Origin of the sequence: Aeromonas sp. s1(2024) (genome assembly GCF_040908005.1) — a bacterium.
Lineage (GTDB): Bacteria > Pseudomonadota > Gammaproteobacteria > Enterobacterales > Aeromonadaceae > Aeromonas > Aeromonas caviae.
The window spans coordinates 1-21261 of sequence record NZ_JBFOCW010000079.1 but is presented as its reverse complement, the minus strand read 5'-3'; the positions used below and the strand labels follow the sequence as shown (position 1 = coordinate 21261).

At 55.9% G+C, this 21261-nt stretch carries 17 protein-coding genes; 4 read left to right on the top strand and 13 right to left on the bottom strand.

Annotated features, from left to right (window positions below):
• Positions 1 to 39: 39 nt before the first annotated feature.
• The 6 genes from AB5Y70_RS18990 to AB5Y70_RS18965 form a co-directional block, all read right to left on the bottom strand.
• Positions 40 to 1127 (bottom strand): IS3-like element ISKpn10 family transposase gene (locus tag AB5Y70_RS18990; protein ID WP_099368947.1). Its coding sequence is split into 2 segments (ribosomal slippage): positions 40 to 875 and positions 875 to 1127, totalling 1089 coding nucleotides; the frame shifts between segments, so codons are not numbered across the junction.
• Positions 1128 to 1161: 34 nt separating this feature from the next.
• Positions 1162 to 2340, bottom strand: a complete 1179-nt coding sequence (locus AB5Y70_RS18985; protein ID WP_368176109.1) for a UvrD-helicase domain-containing protein — start codon at positions 2338 to 2340, stop codon at positions 1162 to 1164.
• A complete protein-coding gene (locus AB5Y70_RS18980; RefSeq protein ID WP_368176108.1) occupies positions 2333 to 4114 on the bottom strand; it encodes an ATP-dependent endonuclease in 1782 nt (593 codons plus the stop codon). The genes AB5Y70_RS18985 and AB5Y70_RS18980 overlap by 8 nt, the downstream gene beginning before the upstream one ends.
• A gap of 242 nt (positions 4115 to 4356) precedes the next feature.
• Positions 4357 to 4848 (bottom strand): hypothetical protein, encoded by a 492-nt coding sequence (locus AB5Y70_RS18975; protein WP_368176107.1) that lies wholly within the window; start codon positions 4846 to 4848, stop codon positions 4357 to 4359.
• 33 nt (positions 4849 to 4881) lie between these two features.
• Positions 4882 to 5745, bottom strand: a complete 864-nt coding sequence (locus tag AB5Y70_RS18970) for an inovirus-type Gp2 protein (protein ID WP_368176106.1) — start codon at positions 5743 to 5745, stop codon at positions 4882 to 4884.
• 375 nt (positions 5746 to 6120) lie between these two features.
• Entirely contained in the window at positions 6121 to 6336 is a 216-nt protein-coding gene (locus AB5Y70_RS18965; protein ID WP_270687973.1) for an AlpA family transcriptional regulator, read from the bottom strand.
• 473 nt (positions 6337 to 6809) lie between these two features.
• On the opposite strand from AB5Y70_RS18965, the gene AB5Y70_RS18960 reads away from it, so the two are divergent.
• Entirely contained in the window at positions 6810 to 7877 is a 1068-nt protein-coding gene (locus AB5Y70_RS18960; protein ID WP_368176105.1) for a hypothetical protein, read from the top strand.
• Between the two features lie 149 nt (positions 7878 to 8026).
• On the opposite strand, the gene AB5Y70_RS18955 is transcribed toward AB5Y70_RS18960, so the two are convergent.
• The 5 genes from AB5Y70_RS18955 to AB5Y70_RS18935 form a co-directional block, all read right to left on the bottom strand.
• The gene (locus AB5Y70_RS18955) at positions 8027 to 9379 is read right to left on the bottom strand and encodes a tyrosine-type recombinase/integrase (RefSeq protein WP_368176104.1); all 1353 of its coding nucleotides are present in this window, start codon (positions 9377 to 9379) and stop codon (positions 8027 to 8029) included.
• 454 nt (positions 9380 to 9833) lie between these two features.
• The gene (locus tag AB5Y70_RS18950; protein WP_104453163.1) at positions 9834 to 10829 is read right to left on the bottom strand and encodes a sulfate ABC transporter substrate-binding protein; all 996 of its coding nucleotides are present in this window, start codon (positions 10827 to 10829) and stop codon (positions 9834 to 9836) included.
• Positions 10830 to 11158: 329 nt separating this feature from the next.
• A complete protein-coding gene (locus AB5Y70_RS18945; RefSeq protein WP_104453164.1) occupies positions 11159 to 12574 on the bottom strand; it encodes an efflux transporter outer membrane subunit in 1416 nt (471 codons plus the stop codon).
• Positions 12567 to 15716, bottom strand: coding sequence for an efflux RND transporter permease subunit (locus AB5Y70_RS18940; protein ID WP_104453165.1), 3150 nt, complete (start codon positions 15714 to 15716; stop codon positions 12567 to 12569). Before AB5Y70_RS18940 ends, AB5Y70_RS18945 begins: the two co-directional genes overlap by 8 nt.
• A gap of 17 nt (positions 15717 to 15733) precedes the next feature.
• Positions 15734 to 16915 (bottom strand): efflux RND transporter periplasmic adaptor subunit, encoded by a 1182-nt coding sequence (locus tag AB5Y70_RS18935; protein WP_104453166.1) that lies wholly within the window; start codon positions 16913 to 16915, stop codon positions 15734 to 15736.
• Between the two features lie 154 nt (positions 16916 to 17069).
• Here AB5Y70_RS18935 and AB5Y70_RS18930 point away from each other — a divergent pair, with 154 nt between their 5' ends.
• From AB5Y70_RS18930 to AB5Y70_RS18920, 3 genes are all read left to right on the top strand, one after another.
• Positions 17070 to 17705, top strand: coding sequence for a TetR family transcriptional regulator (locus AB5Y70_RS18930; RefSeq protein WP_010673709.1), 636 nt, complete (start codon positions 17070 to 17072; stop codon positions 17703 to 17705).
• Between the two features lie 91 nt (positions 17706 to 17796).
• Complete coding sequence (locus AB5Y70_RS18925; protein WP_223929906.1) at positions 17797 to 18360, top strand: bifunctional 2-polyprenyl-6-hydroxyphenol methylase/3-demethylubiquinol 3-O-methyltransferase UbiG; 564 nt, start codon at positions 17797 to 17799, stop codon at positions 18358 to 18360.
• A 167-nt stretch (positions 18361 to 18527) separates the two neighbouring features.
• Positions 18528 to 19706 (top strand): dicarboxylate/amino acid:cation symporter, encoded by a 1179-nt coding sequence (locus AB5Y70_RS18920; protein WP_104453167.1) that lies wholly within the window; start codon positions 18528 to 18530, stop codon positions 19704 to 19706.
• A 63-nt stretch (positions 19707 to 19769) separates the two neighbouring features.
• On the opposite strand, the gene tesB is transcribed toward AB5Y70_RS18920, so the two are convergent.
• The gene (tesB, locus tag AB5Y70_RS18915; RefSeq protein WP_043155558.1) at positions 19770 to 20633 is read right to left on the bottom strand and encodes an acyl-CoA thioesterase II; all 864 of its coding nucleotides are present in this window, start codon (positions 20631 to 20633) and stop codon (positions 19770 to 19772) included.
• Between the two features lie 181 nt (positions 20634 to 20814).
• Positions 20815 to 21186: an endonuclease domain-containing protein gene (locus AB5Y70_RS18910; protein WP_104453168.1), complete on the bottom strand. Its 372-nt coding sequence runs from the start codon at positions 21184 to 21186 to the stop codon at positions 20815 to 20817.
• Between the last annotated feature and the right edge of the window lie 75 nt (positions 21187 to 21261).

The following is a 21261-nucleotide window of genomic DNA, read 5'->3' as shown; positions in this document are numbered from 1 at the left end:
GGTAATCCCCCCATTTTTAGGGGCATTCAAAAGTAGAGGTCATGCGGCCTGTGCCAGACGCTGTTTCGGCGTGTAGCCACCCAGCGCCATATTGGGCCGCTCATGGTTATAAACCCACAGCCAGTTCGTGGCAAACTCCTGTAGTTCATTCAGTGACTCAAACAGGTAATGGCCCAGCCAGTCGTAGCGCACCGTGCGGTTAAAACGTTCGATGTAGGCATTCTGCTGCGGATTTCCTGGCTGGATATAGCCCAGGGTTATCCCCTCCTGTTTCGCCCATCGCTTGAGCTCTTCGCTGATGTATTCCGGGCCATTGTCACATCGGATAATGGCGGGCTTACCTCGCCACGTGATCACCTGCTCCAGCGCCCGTTTGACTCGTGAGGCGGGTAAGGAGAAATCCACCTCGATGCACAGCGCTTCACGATTGAAGTCATCGATCACATTAAACAGCCGCACCGAGCGGCCATCGCTGAGCTGGTCATGCATAAAGTCCATCGACCAGCACTGATTAGGCTGGTCGGGAACCGCCAACGGCTCTGGCTTAGCCCGAACCAACCGTTTCCTGGGTTTTATCCGCAGATTGAGCTCCAGCGCCCGATAGATCCGGTATACCCGTTTGTGATTCCAGCCAAAGCCTTGGACGTTGCGCAGGTACAAAAAGCATAACCCGAAGCCCCAGTTGCGCTGGCTGGCCGTGATACGTAGCAGCCAATCGGCAATTTCCTGGTTTTCATCGACCAGCACGGGCTGATAGCGATAGCAGCTTTCACTGACCTTGAAGATCCGGCAAGCCAGACGGATGGATATGGCGTAGTGAGTCACGGCTTTGGTCGCCATCTCCCGGCGGGCAGATGGCGTTACCACTTTTTTGCCATGGCCTCGGTGATGATCTCTGCCTTGAGGCGCTCCTCGGCGTACATCTTCTTGAGGCGGCGGTTTTCGTCCTCCAGCTCCTTGAGTCGAGCCATGAGGGAGGCATCCATCCCCCCGAATTTGGAACGCCACTTGTAGAAGGTGGTCGTGCTGATGCCATGCTCGCGGCAGAGCTCCGGGACGGGAGCTCCAGCCTCAGCTTGTTTGAGGATGGCGATGATCTGGGTATCGCTAAAGCGTGATGTTTTCATGTAGAACCTCCTGCGTTCAAGGTACGGGAAAATTCTACTTATGAGCACCCTGGTTTTTCGGGGGGATTACCCCGTCAGTGCGTAGAATCGGGGTATTCGTACCCTTGAGTGCTTCGGCAACCTTATCTCCTAGCCATGCAGCACGATAAAGAACGGCTATCTGCTCTGGTTGAAAGCCACGGCCAAGTAATGAAGGTAGAACGCTCTTAGCAATGTGTTGGGCCTGAATATCATAGTCTCCCTCTACGGCCCAGAAAGTCAGTTCGCCATCGGGGGCTCCTGCCACTCCGCAGTAATCGCGTTCTTCTCCCAGCGCCCCCAAGGAAGCCCTGATGAGCTTCGCACCTGAACGGTAGTTGAAGCGCAAGCGGATCATCTTAATGTCGCTTCGCGCGATTAAGCTTTGTAGCAATCCTGGATTAGCCCCAGTGAATCCATAGATTGACTGATCACTATCACCGACAGCAAACAATCGAGCCCCTCCATTGAAGCAGAGCAGCAATACTAACTCATGGAGTGCATGGCCCAGATCCTGATATTCATCGATAAAGAGAGAGGGGAAGCGGGCCCTCAGAGCATCGCGAATCCACCCATGTTCTTTAATCATTCGGAAAGCGATGAGTGGCATATCATCGAAGTCAATCAGGTTTCTGCAACGCAACTCTGCCTCATAAGCTTCGATAAAAGTGGCAAGTTCAGGATTTTTTCCCCACCAATCAGGTCGTGTGCGATCAACATCTCGGCGTCGCTTTTCCTCTGCAAAACGCCAACGATCCTGTGGGTCTCCCATATTGCCGAAAACAGCTTTGTAGGCGGTGTCGACTGCTGCACGGCACTCACTGCTAGTTGCAACACGAAAGTCGTTAGGAAGTAGCTCTGGGATACAACGGGCGTATGGAGCAATGACATGAGTAAGCGCAAAGCTGTGGACCGTCCCAATGAAGCAGCGGTCGCTATTAGCAACTCCAAACTTGGCTAAACGCTCCTCAAGCTCTGCCGCACACTCGTTGTTGTAAGTTATGCAGGCAACCCCGCGCGGTTCGATAACATCTTCCATCAACGCACGCGCAATCGCCGTGGTCAGAGTCTTGGTTTTACCGCTACCGGGGCCAGCCAACACGATACAGTGTCCGCGCTCAATGGCTGCTTCATACTGCTCCCCATTGGGCTCGAGTTCCGCAAGTGCTTGCTTCAACGCGAGATGATTAGACATGAGACACCATGAAGTTAATAGCGGCAGCAATATAGTCAGGTGGTGTTAGTTTGGGCTGTTTTCTTGCTAGTTTTGCACTTAGCCGTCCTTTGCCAATATCAGACACCATTGCAAGTAACTGTGCGGGATCGACGGGTGTGCCAGTGCGCCAAGCCCGAATTCGCGCTGAGCGAACAGAACCGAAGCCCTGCTCATCAAGAATGTCTAGTAGTAATCGTTGTAGCCCTGGGGTTTCAGCCATTGCGACTTCAAAGGTCTGAGAATTTAAGAAAATTCCGTGTGGGGACCAAGTTGCACTAAATATTTCGAAACCGGCAGTCTCAGACCATGTCCGAAACTCTTGGGGTAATGGAGGTTGCCCGATAACTGCGCAATGAGCGTCCCAGATATCAAGTGTTCGAGCCTTGCCTAGTGGAGGTTTCGTACCATCTAATGGATCCCAATCAGTGATGACAACAAAAGGTAAACCAAGACTGCTAGCGAGCTTTACATAGGGAACAAAATTAACCCCAGCCACATTGCAGACAGTAATACCGAGTTGATCCAAGTTATGTCCTAATGCATGCGCAAAACTAGGAAGCAACGCCTCTTCTGCATCACCCTCGACGAAAATAACCCCTCTTGCAAAGAGCAGTTCAGATCGAGTGGCAGTGAGATAGCGCTCAATATCATCAAGTTCTTCTGAAGTAACAGGCAGTGTCGCCAATGAGTGAGCTCGAGAGGAACCATCTAAGTTGGCTCGCAAATTTACAATTGAGCGTAATGGTGCAATTGCCGCTAGTGTCGGAGAGTGACTTGTAACGATTAAGGCCTGCGTGGGAGAAGGGTTTTGAAAGAGCTTGTCAAAGACAGAACGTTGTAATTGCGGATGAAGATGTGCCTCAGGCTCCTCAATGCAGAGTAATGAGTAGTTCCTTTCATTTTTCTCACGTCGCCAAGCGAATTCAGCTAACTTCAAGGCAATTAGAGCTACGTTTGCAGAGCCGAGGCTTGCCTCAGCAATACTGCGCTTTCCATCGTCAATGAACATCGCGATAGAGCGGACAAGGCGCATAGGATCGGTCGGAGCGAAACGGAGTCGCGCATTGAGATCATGTGCTCTCCCTGCCAAATCAAGGATACCAGTGCGTAACGATTCCTCTAGGGCTTTGACCGATGGAAAATTCTCTAGCTTTTCGGTTGCTGCTGCAAGGTCTGTTGCAACAGTAGCCAACTCAGGATTGCTAACAGCTGAAAAAGCATCTTCTAGTAAAGGACGAAGCGGAGAGTTTCTCCAAGATGCAAGTTGTCCTTCTGCATCACGCAAAGCATCGAGCATATCTATTGCAATACGACGACGCACACGATTCGGCACTGTCCGAGACTCATCTCCTCCACCATAGACGATGAACTCACAATCTTCACTCGACTGGGGTATGCCCGTAACGTCAGCTTTCGGGCGATAGACATAGCTAAGCCTTGCAACTGTAGGGTCTGTAGCTACACGGAAATCGGTTAGTAACGCCGTCAGCATGTCATCACGGTCGAAGTCTGCGAAATCTAGATGTACTTCAATTTGAGGGCGTAACGTCAAATCACAACCATCCCAAAAATCTGATAGTTTCAATTGGCGCATTGAGTCTGGGAGTGTCGGATCGAGTACCAACCTGATTGCAAATAGCAAGTTGCTTTTGCCTACACGGTTCTCGCCCAGCAATACGATATTGCCGGAGAGTGGAATATCGATAGCAACAAAATTTCGGAAGTTGCGAACGCTTAGTCTAGACAGGTGCATATGAATACCTTTTTCTCGCAATTCTTGTAATTAGAAGGAGTTACAAGCGCCTTGCAAAATTCCGTACTCATATTTGGGTTGAGGAGTTTGGTGATGGCACAAGTAATCAAAGTGACCATTTAAGACAAAGAGGAGGGTAGCGTCAATCGTATCTATGCCTGCATTTTGTAGAATGTACCAATCATCGTGAATGAATACTGTTCATGCATGCCCGTGGAGCTACCATCTTCGAGGCAGTCCTATTAGGTTGTGTGCTGTGCTGCCATCTTGTGTATATCAATGTTTAGAACTTTGTTGCGGACAAATTGTAGTGCTGGATCGGCATCCTCCACGTTGGCGTGGTACTGACAGAAATTACTGAACGCTAGGACTGCAGAATGTCGCTCTTTGTAGAAGAAGTGCATCCGTAGTGGATGCTTTGCTGCCCCATATAGTGGGGCATCTATTCCGTCAAATCGGTTACCCAAAGTTTCTTGAAACTGATCCAGGGTCAGGTCATAGATCAGCCCATCGATCTCTAGCCAGTAGTGAGACTCACAGCGACCCCTGGTATCGCCTTTGACAACAGTCACAGTGTGCTGTGTGGGCAGAAGACTCACCAACATTCCAAACACCACAGAGACCCCCTGACAGCAGTTCAGGGGGAAACTGGTGAAGAAGGGCAGACCAGTTAGGCTCTCGTAGTGCAGCTCAAATACGCTGCGTGTGGATCTGGCAAGTTGCTCGATAGTCATTCGTGGCTCCAGAACAGGGGAGCCAATAAGATACTACTCCAGAGAGACCCTGAGAACCCTCGGTCGCCCACCAGGCACCTCCATCTTACCCATCCTATTTGAGCGTCCACATGTTTGAGCCAACACGGCCTCGTCCATTTTGACTAGATATTTCATGGCATACTGAAATAGCTTCTGTCGCTTCTCGTCATCACTTCGATGTATCATCCCGATACCATCCGTTCCCCATTCCTCATATTGAGACCGCTTAGCATTGCAGTTGTAATAGCTACCTGCATGCCAACGCTCTCCCAGCAAACGGCCAATCTTAATATCGTTTTGCATGTATTTACCATTGAATATAAACGCGATGTGATAGTGATAGCCTCTACTTTCGCCATATTCTAACTTCCAGATATAGCCTACTAATCTAGTAAACTTGCGCTTAATAGTACGCAAGTAATACTCTCGTTCCTCTTGAGCCTCCTCTAGGGTTACGTCATCTCTAAAGTGAACATCCACTCTGACTACCAGTAATCTGGCATACTGAGCAAAAAGAGCGTTAATGTACTTCTGGATGCTATCGCTATTACGCTTATCTGCACGCTTTAGATTGTGTAACTGCTTCTGATGACGTGGTGACTTCAGCTGAAGCATAAAATCACTTAGAACGTCATTGAGCTCAGTCAAAAGCTCATTACGTGTTTCAGTAGATAAACACTCATCGTATACATCAAGGTCATGGTAACGATAGAAGGATTGCAGGAACAGCTCAACGGAAGGATGAGCTGATTTAGCCTCTCGGTAGTGATAGTAATGTTCGGTAACTGCATCCATTGCTTTTTGAAAAGCATGGATGCTGAATGATGGGTATCTTACTTCCAATTGATGAATGAAGTGCAGGATATCTGTAGACATGAGTAATCCCTCATTGAAGAGTGTTTAGTGAATAGGTCATGAGTGTGTATAGGTAGCTAACTTAGATGTTAAATGGTTAATGTATCTAGTCACTTCAGATGATGAATGAATTCAAATAACATAAAGCTCCCCCTCCTACGAATTCATATCGCCAGAGTCACAGGTACAAGATGCTTAGTGAAATAGTGAGAGGGGGCTATGTTATTCATGATGAGCATTGGTATATTAACGTCATCCATATGATGTTTAGGGTAATTATTGCTACGTCAGCTTTACTTCCTACTTGCAGTAGGAGCTCTGCATCATAATGAATTTGGCAAGATGTAGTTATATTGATGGCATGTGTTCATGCTACCCTGTGGAGAATTTAGCTGTTCAATAGAACCCCCTCATTGATGCTTGTACTTGAAACCAAGCATCAATTTCATGTTCAAACCAGCCGACAGCTGACAAGCCCAACTTAAGTGGCTTTGGAAAATTTGGGTCATAACGAGGGGATTTCTTGCTGATACGGTCATAGATAGTTGAGCGGGCAAGGCCGGTCTTTTGGATAACGTCTTTGATGCGCAGTACTTTGGGGGACGTGTTCATGGTGTACTCCTGATGGTATGGGTTTCGTTCATCAGAAGGGATTGGGGGTTGAAAAAAACAGTAATCAGCCTCGGTACGGGGGGATCAGGAAGGCCAATGATGATGACCCGCGATCTAGGGTCAGCATATGAGGTGGTTGCATTGATGGTGGCGAAGGCTTCTCGTTGATGACTCAAGCAGGACGTAGACTAGGGAAAAAAAGAGGCGTTTTGCAAGGGGTTCAAGAGTGTTCGCATCTTCATTTAGCACGCATATAGATACATTAAATCATCATTTTATGGACACATTTCCTCCTTTAGATGTTGTGCGAATGACATTGAGATATACTAAAAAAAATCATAATATCTACACACAAATAACGCAACAACAAAGACCCAAAGGGATCCCCATGCCTCAATTGAGGCTTAACTGGAGGGGGTTGTATGTGCGAGGCTCGTGACTTTATTGTTTGAAGTTTTTTGATGGAGGTTGGTATGGGAACTCAAAATAACTTGTGGTTTGAAAAGAAAGATCACAGAGCGATGTTGTTTCTCTACAATAGATTTATTGAGAATGCTGGGTGTTATAATGATCGTTCGCCAAGGCTTACGTTTAGGGAGACTACTTCTGCTTCATCCCAAAAAAGAATAAGTAGGTTAACTGACTTTATTGGTTTTGTTGTAGATGGGAAAGACGAGAGAAAAGACCTTATAGATGAATTAAGGTTTTTTGAAATTAATTTCAATAGAGATGAGCTCAATGACCCGATTAAGGTAAAAAATTTAATGCTAGAGGTTTTTTATCAGTCATGCCTTGGGGATAAGGACTTTGCTTGGATCTCGAATTCTGATGATAGGCTCGTAAATTTCATCTGGGCATCAATTTTATTAATTAATGATGAAGATCAATTTCGCGATGGTGTATTTCAGTCTATATCAATAGATAAGCCTGAGCCACGAAGTTCATTTGTAGACGCGTTTGCTAATGATTCATTATATTCTTGTCTATGTTTAGATGAACACCCAACATCTAATCGGGATAAGATTTCAAACATAACCTTGTTTTTCGACCTGTGTCGCTTTGAATTAACGGAAAAAACAAGTCTGATGAGTTTTTTTAAATCCCGTTGGGGCGAAATAAAAAACAGCTCTAAAATTATAAATTGGTTATCCAAGAATGAAGAATTATGGGGGTGGGCATGGGACTACTCTTTTTCACGGTATTTAAACAGCAAAGCACCGATATGGCTAGAGTTAAATGTAACCGAAAGCTCTGAAATAGAAAAAAGTAAAAAAATGGCTTTAATAACCTTTTATGATCTTCTGAGGTTAGAGCATCAACTGTTAGTTATCGCTGAATTAAAAAAATCAGGCGCTCAGCAAAAATACAGGATGAAGCTACAAGGGGAAGATGCTTCACGGAAGATGGTTCAAATATCTATGAGTGTTTCGACTAAAGATAAATTGAAAAAATTAGCAGATAGAGAAAATCAAAAAATGAATGCCATAGTTGAAATGTTAATCAACGAAAGATATTTGCAATTGTATGGTTATAATAAGTAGCTCTATCAATATAGGTTATCTTTATGCATAATCACAGCATTACTATCATACTATTTCATCATGTCGATTTTGACATTCAGCAGGCCCCGAAAATAAGAAAGGAAGCGGCCAATGGCCGCTTCCTTCTTGGGTCTGAACGAAATGAAAACTCAGCGTTTACCGAATGTCCCTTGGATTACGTTCCCCATAACATCAGGTGATTTTTCTACTTCATGTTGGGCTATTTTATGTTTCACAATATCCCCCCACCGAAGAAATAAACTCCTCAGTTTTTCAGGGTTACGTAAAGCGCCCCCCTGATAAGTTCGCAGGAGTTTGTCACTGATCTGGTGGTTCAGCATATGCTCTATCTCTAGAGGTCCTGCACCAAGTTCAATACCACAGCAGTTTGCAACACTGCGCCGGAGGTCGTGTACGCTAAATGGCTCAAGTTCAGCCAGCTTACGCTTCTGTAGCCGGTCAAGGGCGCGCATAAGTGCGTCACCAGTGATGGCATGACCCAGTTTCGTCGTCGATTCGAACACATATGGACTGGTAGAGGAGGTTATCATTCGCTGCTCTGAAATGATTTCCTGAGCCAAAGGCGACAAGGTCACCACATGCGGGCGCCCATTTTTGGTTTCCGGAATCGTCCAACGATCACCATCCAAGTGTGCCCACTGCATCGATATCACTTCACCTCGACGAACCGCGCTCAATATGACGATTTTAATTGCATTGGCGACACTTCCAGAAAGAACAGAAGTCGTAGCAATGCCACGGCCACCAGCTGTTAACGCTCCGCCACCTTCAACGCCCTCTTCTAATGCATGCCACAAGGCTCGTAATTCAGAGATTGGTAGCCAACGCTCTCGAGGTGGATTGGGGGTCGCATTGTAAACTTTGGGTTTGAGTGCCAACGTGGGGCTCATCTCGATAAGCTGTCGTCGCATAGCCTCCTCCATCACTTGGTTCATTATCCCCATCGCTTTGCGAAGACCTTCCAGAGAGACCTTCTGTAGCTTCTGATAATGTTGGTGGAGGACGGCCATGGTGATATCGCAAATTCGATATTTACCTAGGACCTTTTGCAAGTGTGTTTGGTAAATTCGACGATAATCAGTGACGGTTCGAAGGCTAATCTCTGATCGAACGCCATCACGGCGTTTTACGCTGGCTTTGTGGCTAAGCCATTGCTCAAACAGTTCATCAAGCACGAGCATCTGTTCGTTCTTTTGTTTAGCCTCTGCAACAACCTGACGGGGATCGATGCCCTGTTTGACTTGCCCCACCGCAACACAATGTCGCTCACGAGCTTGAGCAAGTCCCATCGCAGGGTATAGTCCAAGGACCATGGTTTGTTGCTTGCCAAGTAGCCTAAATCGATACACGAAGCGCTTTTGCTTACCAGCACGAACCTCGAGTGATAACCCGTTACCATGTTTAGAGCTGATAGCAAATCGGGTTGCGGTCGCACCTTCTTTAAGCTCTGCCGCCGCGACTTGTCGATCTTGAGAAATCATCCTAAAACCTCGTTTTGGGGTACCACATGGGGTACCACATCTGGCATCGTATAGGGTTGCATGTCGTTGGACAAGAGTGAATTTTCCGCATACTTAAGCCATTGAATTTAAAGCGATTGGATTTATTTGTTGGATTTGTCAAGACAGGATTAAACGTGAGTTTATTGACTTCGTAATGCGAAGGTCGTAGGTTCGACTCCTATTACCGGCACCAGACAGACGAAGGGTTGGCCTCAGTGCGAGGCCAACCCTTCGTGCCTTTTGTCCCGGGTCTCGGGCCAAGACGCCGGTGTAACTGCGCCAGAACACCCTCCCCTTCCAGGACACCACCATCCGCGACGGTCCTGTTCATCTTTCAGAGCCTGACGCACCAACCTGGCCCCACCATCAGAGAGGGCAGCCAGGCAGCCACGCCCCGGCTGCACCTGGGTGAGCATCGTTATCCCGGGGCCCCTCAGCGCTGGGCATAGATCTGGTCGAACACCCCGCCCTCCTTGAAGTGAGTGCGCTGGATCACAGGCCACTCGCCGAAGGTCTTCACCACGTCGAGGAAGGTGGCGTTCGGGAAACGGTCTGCAAACTCGGCGAGGATCGCCGGGTTGCGCGGGCGTAGATAGTTGCTGGCAGCAATGCGTTGGCCTTCGTCGGACCAGAGATAGGCCAGATAGGCTTCGGCCTCCTTGCGGGTACCCTGCTTGTCGACCACCTTGTCCACCACTGACACCGGCAGTTCGGCCACGGCAGTGACGCTCGGATAGACCACCTCGAAGCTGCCACGACCGAACTCCCGGGCAATCATCTCGGCTTCGTTCTCGAAGGTGACCAGCACGTCGCCTATCCGGTTCTGGATGAAGGTGGTGGTGGCGGCGCGGCCGCCGGTGTCGAGCACGGGAACCTGCTTGAACAGCTTCCCGACAAATGCCCTGGCCGCATCTTCATCGCCCCCCTGCTCCAGCACATACCCCCAGGCAGACAGGTAGGTGTAGCGGCCGTTCCCCGAGGTCTTGGGGTTGGGCACGATGACCTGTACCCCCTCCTTGAGCAGATCAGGCCAATCCTTCAACCCCTTGGGGTTGCCCTTTCGCACGATGAACACGGTGGCCGAGGTGAAGGGGGCGCTGTGATCCGGCAGGCGATCCGCCCACCCCTTGGGCACCAGGCCCCCATGCTCGGCGAGGGCGTTGATGTCGGTGGCCATGTTCATGGTGATGACATCGGCGGGCAGGCCGTCGATGACGGCGCGCGCCTGCTTGCTCGATCCGCCGTGGGACATGTTGATCTGCAGTGGCTCCCCGCCTTCTGCCTGCCAGTGCTTCAGGAAGGCTCCGTTGTACTCCTTGTAAAAATCGCGCATCACGTCATAGGAGGCGTTGAGCAGGGTGGCCGCCTGGGCCAGCGGGGCGAGAGCCAGTCCTGCAACAAGCAGGGTGGCGGGCACGAGTCGTTTCATTTCACATCCTTGGAATGAGGGGCGAGTGACTGACTATAAGAGTCGACCATTTATTCTTTGAAAGAATAATTACGGCACAGCTTATGCGATAAATGGCATCGCCTGGGTCCGTCGCAACGGATGACGGCGATGAGGTGGTCACCTCCAGGCGGGTCATGATGGTTGCCGAGGGCGGCGCCCATGAACGTGGGGCTCCTTCTGCCCGCTCCCTGCCCCGGACAGGGAGCGCCGTTGTCACCTGCCTCAATTTGGCTTCTCGACATGACAGATAAAAAACGGGGCGAACCTAATGGTTCGCCCCTGATGCTTTTTACGTCAACCCCGAGGGGTCAACCCTGTTTGTCTGATGCCGGCTCTGCGTCCTTCGGCGCCTGCCAGCCGCCACCGACGGCCTTGTAGAGGGCGACCTGGTTACTCAGCTGGGCGAGCCGGGTGCTGATGAGCCCCTGCTTGGCGCTGAACAGGGAGCGCTGGGCATCGAGGCGGGTCAGGTAGCTGTCCACCCCTTGCTCGTAACGCACCTCCGCCAGCCTGAAGTAGGTCTGATTGGCATCCACCAGCGCCTGTTGCGCCTGCAGTTGCTGCGCGTAGTCCGCCTGGGCACCGAGGGTGTCCGCGACCTCCTTGAAGGCGGTCTGGATGCTCTTCTCGTAGCTGGCCACCGCCTGCCTGGTCCCCACCTCGGCCACGTCCAGATCCGCAACGCGCTTGCCGCCATCGAAGATGGGCAGATTGATCTGGGGCATGAAGGTCCAGGTGCCGGTGCCGCCGTCAAACAGACCGCTCAACTGGTTGCTGGCGGTGCCCGCCGTCGCGGTGAGCGAGATGGTCGGGAAGAAGGCTGCGCGGGCCGCTCCGATATTGGCGTTGGCCGCCTTCAGGTTGTGCTCCGCCGCCAGGATGTCCGGGCGTTGCTGCAACAGGCTGGAGGGAGCCCCCACCGGGATCGGCGCCAGTTTCACCTCGGCCAGGGTGGCCGGTTGTGCCGCCAGCACCGGAATATCGGTGCCAAGCAGCAGGGCCAGACCATTTCTGTCCTGCTTCACCAGACGCTGGTATTGCGCCTGGCTGACCTTGGCGTTTTCCAGTGCCGTGCGCCCCTGGGCCAGCTCCATCTCGGAGGCGGCGCCCAGGCGGTATTTGTGCTCGGTCAGGGCATAGCTCTCCTGCTCGGTGGCGAGGGTCGCCTGGCTCAGGGCCAGCAACTCCTGATCCGCCAGCAGGGTGAAGTAGGCATTGGCCACCGAGGCCACCAGCGCAATCTGGGTGCTGCGCTGGGTGTCGATTTGCGCCAGATAGGTCTCAAGGGCCTGATCTTTCAGGCTCTGGATCCGGCCAAACAGATCCAGCTCATAGGCGGTGATGCCGATGTTGGCGCCGTACTGGCTGCTGATGGTGCCCTGCCCCGTACTACTGAGATCATCGGATCCCTGCTGGCGGGTACCGCTGCCACTGGCGGCCAGGGTCGGCAACTGGGCCGCCCGCTGGATACGGTATTTCGCCTCGTAGGCCTCGACGTTGAGGGCTGCCAGGCGCAGATCCCGGTTGCTCTCAAGAGCGGTGCCGATCAGCGTCTGAAGGGCCGGGTCCTGGAACTGCTGGCGCCAGGGGGCAAGTTCCCCCTTGGCGGCCAGGTCAGCTTGCCAGGAGGCGCCTTGGGGCAGCTCGGGGCGCTGGTAGTCGGGGGCCATGGAGCAGCCCCCCATCATCAGGGTCACGCCCAGGGCGATCAGGGTCTTAGTCATGGTTGATCTCCTTGGTGTGGACACTCTCTTCCCCGGCATGCTTGCGTTCGGTGAAATAGCGCATCACCAGCACAAAGAACAGCGGCACGAAGAAGATGGCGAGCACGGTGGCACTGATCATCCCCCCCATAACGCCGGTCCCGATGGCGTTTCGGCTGCTGGCGCCCGCCCCGGTGCTGATCACCAGGGGCAGTACCCCCAGGATGAAGGCGAGCGAGGTCATCAGGATGGGGCGCAGGCGCTGACGCGAGGCCTCCACCACCGCATCCCCGAGCCTCATCCCCTTGTCGTGCAGCTCCTTGGCGAACTCGACGATGAGGATGGCGTTCTTGGCCGACAGCCCGATCGTGGTGAGCAGGCCTACCTGGAAGTAGACGTCATTCTCAAGCCCGCGCAGGGTCGCGGCCAAAATGGCCCCCAGCACCCCGAGCGGCACCACCAGCATGACCGAGAACGGAATGCTCCAGCTCTCGTAGAGGGCCGCCAGACAGAGGAAGACCACCAGGAGCGAGATGGCGTACAGGGCCGGCGCCTGGGAGCCTGCCTGACGCTCCTGGAAGGAGAGGCCGGTCCACTCGATGCCGATCCCTTCCGGCAACTGTTTCACCATCTCCTCGATGGCCGCCATGGCATCACCCGTACTCTTGCCCGGGGCCGCCTCACCGACGATCTCCATGGCGGAGACACCGTTGTAGCGCTCAAGACGGGGCGAGCCGAAGCTCCACTCCGTGCTGGCAAAGGCGGAGAAGGGCACCATCTGGCCCGCGCTATTGCGCACGTACCACAGCTTCAGATCTTCCGGGTTCATCCGGAAAGGGGCATCTGCCTGCAGATAGACCTTCTTGACCCGGCCTCTGTCGACGAAGTCGTTCACATAGGAGGAGCCCCAGGCAGCCGACAGGGTGTTGTTGATGTCGGTGATGGAGAGCCCCTGGGCCAGCGCCTTCTCGTAATCGATCTTGATGTCGAGCTGGGGCGTGTCTTCCATCCCGTTCGGGCGTACCCGCACCAGGTTGGGATCCTGCGCCGCCATGCCGAGCAACTGGTTGCGCGCCTGCATCAGCTTCTCGTGACCCAGACCGCCGCGGTCTTGCAGGAAGAAGTCGAAGCCGGTGGCCGTGCCGAGTTCCGGAATGGGGGGCAGGTTGAAGGCGAAGACCTGGGCTTCCTTGATGCTGAACAGGAACCCCATGGCGCGGCCGATGATGGCATTGGCGCTGCGATCTTCTCCCTTGCGCTCGCTCCAGTCCTTGAGCTTGATGAAGGCCATGCCGCTGTTCTGACCGCTACCGGCGAAGCTGAAGCCCGCCACCGTCAGCACGGAGTCCACGTTCTCCTTCTCGTTCTCGAGGAAGTAGTCGCGCATCTCCCCGAGCACCACCTCGGTCCGCTCCTTGGTCGCCCCCACCGGGAGCTGCACCATGGACATGATGACCCCCTGATCCTCTTCCGGCAGGAAGGAGGTGGGCATGCGCATGAAGAGCACCGCCAGCACCGCCAGCATGGCCAGATAGATGATGCCGTAGCGGGTGCCCTGCTTGATCACCTTGCGCACGCCGTTCTGGTAACGGTTGGCGTTGGTGTCGAAGAAGCGGTTGAACCAGCCGAAGAAACCGCGCTGGGCGCCGAATTCACCGTGCTTCATGGGTTTGAGCAGGGTGGCGCACAGGGCCGGGGTCAGGATCAGGGCCACCAGCACCGAGAGCACCATGGCCGAGACGATGGTGAGGGAGAACTGGCGATAGATGGCACCGGTAGAGCCACCGAAGAAAGCCATGGGCACGAACACCGCCGACAGCACCAGAGCGATGCCCACCAGGGCGCCGGTGATCTGGGTCATGGACTTGCGGGTCGCCTCGAGGGGGGAGAGATCCTCCTCGCTCATCAGACGCTCCACGTTCTCCACCACCACGATGGCGTCATCCACCAAGAGGCCAATGGCGAGCACCAGACCGAACATGGTCAGGGTGTTGATGGAGAAGCCGAAGGCCGCCATCACCCCGAAGGTGCCGAGCAGGACCACGGGCACCGCGATGGTCGGAATCAGGGTTGCCCGGAAGTTCTGCAAGAACAGATACATGACGCAGAAGACCAGGAAGATCGCCTCGATCAGGGTCTGCACCACCTCCTCGATGGAGATCTTCACGAACGGCGTGGTGTCGTAGGGATAGACGATCTCCATGTTGGCCGGGAAGTACTCGGAGAGTTCACCCAGCTTGGTCCGCACGTGCTCGGCGGTGTCCAGGGCGTTGGCACCGGTCGCCAGCTTGATGGCGACGGCGGCGGTGGCCTGGCCGTTGTAGAGCGCGGTCGCGTCGTAGTTTTCACCGGCAAGTTCGACCCGGGCCACGTCCTTGAGCTGGACCTTGGATCCGTCCTGGTTCACCCGCAGCAGGATGTTGTTGAACTCCTCCACGGTGGAGAGCCGGGTCTGGCCCATGATGGTGGCGGTAAATTGCTGATCGCTCACCGCAGGGGTCCCCCCCAGCTTGCCGAAGGCAACCTGGGCGTTCTGGGCCTTGATGGCGGCCTGAATGTCGGCCGGGGTCATCTGCACCCGGTTGAGCTTGTGGGGATCGAGCCAGACGCGCATGGAGTACTGGCTGCCGAACAAGGTGATGTCACCGACCCCATCCAGACGGCTCAGGGGCTCCTTGATGTTGGCTACCACATAGTCCGCCAGGTCATCGTTGGTCATGGCGCCATCGGTGGAGATGAAGGCGGCCACCATCAGGAAGCTGCTGGAGGTCTTCTGGACCCGCACGCCCTGTTGCTGCACCTCTTGGGGCAGGAGCGACATGGCCTGTTGCAGCTTGTTTTGCACCTGCACCTGGGCGATGTCGGGATCCGTGCCCGGCTTGAAGGTGAGGGTCACGCTGACGTTCCCTGACGAGTCGGATTGCGCCGACATGTAGAGCAGGTGATCCAGCCCGGTCATGTTCTGCTCGATGATCTGGGTCACCGAGTCTTCCACCGTCTTGGCGGAGGCCCCCGGGTAGCTGGCGGAGATGCCAACCGCCGGCGGGGCGATGGTCGGGTACTGGGCCACCGGCAGGCCGATGATGGCCATGGCCCCGGCCAGCATGATCACCAAGGCGATCACCCAGGCGAAAATGGGTCTATCTATGAAAAAACGTGCCATGAGGCGACTACTCCATCCTACTGCTTGGTTGCCGGGGTCTGTTGTGCGCTGTTACCGGCACGTTCAGTGGGCGCCACCACGACCCCGGGTTTGACTTTCTGCAGACCGGCGACGATCACCTTCTCGCCAGCCTTGAGACCGGACTCCACCACCCAGCTGTCGCCGGACATGCGGCCGACCTGCACTTCACGCAGTTCCACCTTGTTGTCCGCCGTCACCACCATGACGGTGGCACCGCCCTTGGGGGTACGGGTCACGGCAGTCTGGGGCACCAGCAGGCCTTGCGGGCGCTCGCCCTCCTGCAAGGTGGCGCGCATGAACATGCCGGGCAGCAGCAGTTGATCCGGGTTGGGCACGATCACCCGCAGGGTCACCATGCCGGTCGCCTCGTCCACGGTCACGTCGGAGAACTGGAGGGCTCCTTTCTCGCCATACTGGCTGCCATCTTCCAGCTGGAAGCTGACACCGGCCCCGTCCTTCTCCCCCTGGGTCAGCTTGCCCTCGGCCACCAGGCGCTTGAGGCGCAGCAGGTCGGCGGTGGACTGGCGCACGTCCACGTACATGGGATCGAGCTGGGAGATGGAGGTGAGGCTGTCCGCCTGCTGGGCGGTGACCAGGGCACCCTCGGTCACCGCCGACTTGCCGATGCGGCCGCTGATGGGGGCCGTGATGCGGGTGTAGGCCAGGTTGATGTTGGCGGTCTGCAATGCGGCCTTGGCGGCCCCGATCTCGGCCAGCTGCTGTTTCCAGGCCGCGTCGGCGTCGTCATACTCCTGGCTGCTGATGGCTTTCACCTTCACCAGCTCGGCGTAGCGCTGGGCCTTGAGGCGGGCGCTGCGCTCGTTGGCCTCGGCCTTGGCGAGGTTGGCCTTGGCGGAAGCCACTTCGGCCTGATAGACGGCGGGATCAATCTGATAGAGCAGCTGACCGGCCTTGACGTCGCTCCCCTCGGTGAACAGGCGCTTGAGGATGATGCCGTTCACCTGGGGACGCACCTCGGCCACCCGCAGGGGGGCGGTGCGGCCGGTGAGCTCGGACAACAGTTGCAGGGGGGCCGTATGGAGGGTGACCACGTCCACGGCGGCGGGAGGCATCTCCCCCATGGCCTGCTGGGCCCCGTCCTTGTCACCACAGCCAGCCAGCAGGCTGCTTGCCAGCAAGGCAAGGCCGACCGAACGTGCGAGAATATGTTTATGCATCAAGTCTCTGAACCTCAGTTTCAATCAAAAAGAAGTGACAAAACCACAGGGTTTATAAGGCCCCTGTTGGTAAAACGGCGAAGATGAGGCAATATACATACATTCATGAATGTATGTAAGAAACTTTTTTCACTTTTAAACAGGACCGGAGTCAATGGCCAGACGCACCAAAGAAGAGGCGCAGCAAACCCGCTGCAACATCATGAGCACGGCCCTGGATCTCTTCTGCCAACAGGGGCTGGCACGCACCAGCCTGACCGATATCGCCAAGGCGACGGACCTCACCCGGGGCGCCATCTACTGGCACTTCAAGAATAAAGAAGAGCTGTTCGTCACCCTGTGGGAGGAGCTGTGTGCCCCCCTCTCCCACCAGCTCGATGCCTGCGTCGACGAGGCGGAGCCGGATCCCCTGGGCAAGCTGCGCAGCTTTCTCAAAGAGGTGATGCTCAAGATCAGCACCGAGCCCGCCCACCAGCAGATGTTCACCATCATGTTCAATCTGGAATCCATGGAGGGAGAGGCCGCCGTCATGCGCGAGCACATGCACCTGCAATCCATGAATTTCTTCCGGGATCTGGAGATCACCCTGGCCAATGCCGTGCGTCGCGGCCAACTGCCCGAGGGGCTGGATCTGCGCCGCGCCGCCACCCTGCTCCACTGCACCCTGGACGGCTACATCATCAACTGGCTGCACTTCCCGGATCGCATCGATCTGATTGAGGAGTCGGACTTTCTCCTCGATACCCTGTTCACCCTCATCGCGAGCCCCACCCTTCGCCGCCACCCCTGAGTCTGCAAGACGCGCCGCCCCCGCCCATGCTCAACAGCCGGGGGCAAACCTGCTAGAGTAACGCCCCCCCACCACGATGAGCCCGACACCCTTGCCACACGCCCCCGCGCCGGCGCACGACGCCGCCCCTCGCCCCGCCCTCGTGGCAGGCGCCCATGCCCTCTTCCTGGCCCTGCTGGGCAGCGGCCGTCATCTGCTGGAGGCCGGTTGCGGGGCAGGAGAGGATCTGCGCCTCTTTCGCCAGCAAGGCCTCACCGTGACCGCCTTCGATGCGAGCCGGGCGCAGGCCGCCGCCGCCTCGCGCCTGTGCGGCCAGCCGGTGCGAGTCTGCCGCTTTGAGCAGATGCAAAGCGTCGTTCCCTATGACGGCATCTGGGCCAGCGGCTCCCTCCCCTGTCAGCCCGAACACGAGATAGTCCCGGCGCTCGGTCATCTGGCCACCCTGCTCAAGGCCGGGGGCCCCCTCTACGCCTCCTTCCCCCACGGGAAAGGCGAACCGCTGCCACGGTCGGGGGAATATCCCCTGCAGACCCGGCTCGACGAGGCGGGGCTGCGACGCCTGATCGCTCCCCTCCCCTTCACCCTGCACCATGGCTGGGTGGGGGAAGATGAGGTGAACGGCCCCTGGCTGCACGCCTTGCTGGTGCGGCGCTGATCCGCGACCCCCCCGAGGGCAGTGACACCTCACGGCATTCAGCCCATTAACAATATTTAACCCTGAGTTAACCACCATAAAGCAGACAAGATGCGGTGTTTGTGTTAAAAAGCGGCATTAAAATCAAAATTAAATAACAAATCAGACACCAACACCTGGATTCCCCCATGAAACTCGTTCTCAATCTGGTTGCCGGTATCCTCGCCGGCCTGCTGCTCGGTCTCTATGCCCCCGAATGGGTCGCCCGCGTGCTGTTCACCGCCAAGACGGTGATCGGCCAGCTCATCACCTTCACCATCCCGCTCATCATCCTCTTCTTCATCATGAGCGGCATCGCCAGCCTGCCGAAGAACTCCGGCAAGCTGCTGGGCAAGACGGTGGGGCTCTCCTACTGCTCCACCATACTGGCGGGCCTGTTCGCCTTCACCGTGGCGAGCCACCTGATCCCGCACCTGACCACGGCCGCCGAGCCCACCGCCGAGGCAGCCACCAAGCTCGCTTCCTATATCAACCTCGAGATCCCGCCCCTGTTCGGGGTGATGTCGGCCCTGGCCGCCGCCTTCGTGTTCGGCATCGGCATCAGCGCCACCCAGGCCACCGACCTGCGCCGGGTCGCCGATCAGGGCCGTGACATCATCGACCGCCTGCTGGCACGCGTGATCATTCCCCTGCTGCCCTTCTACATCGCCGGCGTCTTCGTCGAGATGACGGTGGAAGGCACCGTCTTCGCCACCCTCAAGACCTTCGGGGTAGTGCTGGTGATGGCCATCGTCATGCACTGGATCTGGCTCTGCGTCCTGTTCGTCGGCACCGGCCTCGCCCAGGGGCGCTCCCCCGTCATGCTCATCAAGAACATGCTGCCCGCCTACTTCACCGCCCTTGGCACCATGTCCAGCGCCGCCACCATTCCGGTGGCCCTGCAAGCCAGCAAGCGCAACGGCGTGAGCGACGGCATCGCCAACTTCACCGTGCCCCTGTGCGCCACCATCCACCTGTGCGGCTCCACCATCACCCTGGTGACCTGCGCCACGGCGGTGATGTTCCTCTCCGAGCACCTGGCCATTCCGGGCTACGGCACCATGGTGCCCTTCATCATGATGCTGGGCGTCATCATGATTGCCGCGCCGGGCGCACCGGGTGGCGGTGTCATGTCCGCGCTCGGCCTGCTCACTTCCATGCTCGGCTTCGGTGAGGCCTCCATCGCCCTGATGATCGCCCTCTACCTGGCCCAGGACAGCTTCGGCACCGCCTGCAACGTCACCGGTGACGGCGTCATCGCCCTGTGGGCCGATCGTTTCGCCCAAAGTGGCGAGCCAGCACTCAGCACCGAGCAGGACGCAGCCTGATAGCGCAGACAATAAAAAACGGGAGCCATCGGCTCCCGTTTTTCGTTGGCGCAAGGGGGCGTCTCAGCCCCGGCGACGGATCACCCCTTCCTGCATGGTGCTCGCCACCAATACCCCATCCCGGGTGAAGAACTGGCCGCGCACCAGACCCCGACCGCCGCTGGCGCTCGGGCTGTCCACCACGTAGAGCAGCCAGTCGTCCAGCCGGAACTCCCGGTGGAACCACATGGAGTGATCGATGGTGGCCACCTGCATGTCCGGCTCCCAGTAGGAGACCCCGTGGGGCTGCAGGGCGGCGAACAGGAAGTGGAAGTCGGAGGCATAGGCCAGCAGGTAGTTGTGGACCCGCTGATCGTCCGGCACCGGGCCATTGGCCTTGAACCAGGTGTAGCGAAGGGGCTCGTGGACATCCGGGCGAATGGGGTCCACCAGGGTCACGGGGCGAATTTCGATGGGCTTCTCGCACAGGATCTTGTCCCGCAGGGCCGCCGGGATCATCTGCTCGTAGGGACGCACCAGCTCCAGCTCGCTCTTGAGCTGCTCCGGGGGCGTGATGCTGGCCGGCATCTTCGCCTGGTGCTCGAAGCCCTCGGCTTCCACCTGGAAGGAGGCGTTGAGGTAGAAGATGGGCTTGCCATTCTGGATGGCCTTGACCCGGCGGGTGGAGACGGTCTGGCCGTCGCGGATGTTCTCCACGTCGTAGACGATGGGCTTGTTGGCATCCCCGGGGCGCAGGAAGTAGGAGTGGAAACTGTGGACCTGGCGGTCGCTTGCCACCGTCTGCTTGGCGGCTGACAAGGCCTGCCCCATCACCTGTCCGCCAAACACGGATCGCAACCCGAGATCCTGGCTCTGGCCCCGAAACAGGCCCTCCTCGATCTTTTCGAGCGCCAGCAACGCCAGCAGCTCATCCAGTACCTTGCTCATTGGTTTCTCCTGTCTTTGTGCGCGAAAGGCTAACAAGCCCGTCCCGACAGGGCAACCATCCTGATGCACATCCCCGTCTGCAACCACCTCCCCTTCAAAAAAGGGAAGTGTATGACGCTTTCCAGCCCGTACAGAGGGCACTCTGGCCCCCTCCCCTGGCAAGGGGAGGGCTGGGGTGGGGTCAGACGCGATCAAGCCATGCCCGAATAGAGACAACCACCCCGGGTAGATTTTCCATCACCTCCCTGTTGCTAAATCTCAGTACCGTCAGCGACAGGGCCGCCATGTAGGCATCCCGTCGCTTGTCATGACGCAGACCCCGCATGTCGAAATGGCTGTTGCCATCAACCTCAATGACCAACAACCGCCCGGGGCAGTAAAAATCCGCAATGTATGGGCCTATACCTTGCTGACGGCGAAACTTGACTCCGAGTTGCCCAGCCCGAAGCGCCTGCCACAATCGCCGTTCAGGCTCTGTTGGATTGTTTCGTTGTTCACGCCGTTTATCCAGCGTGGCCTCGCGGTTGAAAACACGAACTGGCTTCTCGTTCATGACAGTATTCCTCCGACTATGACCCTTGTCAGCATAACAACTACTCACCCCCTCCCAGCCTCCCCCTTCAAAAGG

Bases quoted from the DNA above. Each gene is read 5' to 3' on its own strand.
- AB5Y70_RS18945 (WP_104453164.1), bottom strand. From the start codon at position 12,574: ATGACTAAGACCCTGATCGCCCTGGGCGTGACCCTGATGATGGGGGGC.
- AB5Y70_RS18960 (WP_368176105.1), top strand. From the start codon at position 6,810: ATGGGAACTCAAAATAACTTGTGGTTTGAAAAGAAAGATCACAGAGCG.
- AB5Y70_RS18955 (WP_368176104.1), bottom strand. From the start codon at position 9,379: ATGATTTCTCAAGATCGACAAGTCGCGGCGGCAGAGCTTAAAGAAGGT.
- AB5Y70_RS18980 (WP_368176108.1), bottom strand. From the start codon at position 4,114: ATGCACCTGTCTAGACTAAGCGTTCGCAACTTCCGAAATTTTGTTGCT.
- AB5Y70_RS18935 (WP_104453166.1), bottom strand. From the start codon at position 16,915: ATGCATAAACATATTCTCGCACGTTCGGTCGGCCTTGCCTTGCTGGCA.
- AB5Y70_RS18940 (WP_104453165.1), bottom strand. From the start codon at position 15,716: ATGGCACGTTTTTTCATAGATAGACCCATTTTCGCCTGGGTGATCGCC.
- AB5Y70_RS18950 (WP_104453163.1), bottom strand. From the start codon at position 10,829: ATGAAACGACTCGTGCCCGCCACCCTGCTTGTTGCAGGACTGGCTCTC.
- AB5Y70_RS18920 (WP_104453167.1), top strand. From the start codon at position 18,528: ATGAAACTCGTTCTCAATCTGGTTGCCGGTATCCTCGCCGGCCTGCTG.
- AB5Y70_RS18930 (WP_010673709.1), top strand. From the start codon at position 17,070: ATGGCCAGACGCACCAAAGAAGAGGCGCAGCAAACCCGCTGCAACATC.
- AB5Y70_RS18965 (WP_270687973.1), bottom strand. From the start codon at position 6,336: ATGAACACGTCCCCCAAAGTACTGCGCATCAAAGACGTTATCCAAAAG.
- AB5Y70_RS18985 (WP_368176109.1), bottom strand. From the start codon at position 2,340: ATGTCTAATCATCTCGCGTTGAAGCAAGCACTTGCGGAACTCGAGCCC.
- AB5Y70_RS18910 (WP_104453168.1), bottom strand. From the start codon at position 21,186: ATGAACGAGAAGCCAGTTCGTGTTTTCAACCGCGAGGCCACGCTGGAT.
- tesB (WP_043155558.1), bottom strand. From the start codon at position 20,633: ATGAGCAAGGTACTGGATGAGCTGCTGGCGTTGCTGGCGCTCGAAAAG.
- AB5Y70_RS18970 (WP_368176106.1), bottom strand. From the start codon at position 5,745: ATGTCTACAGATATCCTGCACTTCATTCATCAATTGGAAGTAAGATAC.
- AB5Y70_RS18975 (WP_368176107.1), bottom strand. From the start codon at position 4,848: ATGACTATCGAGCAACTTGCCAGATCCACACGCAGCGTATTTGAGCTG.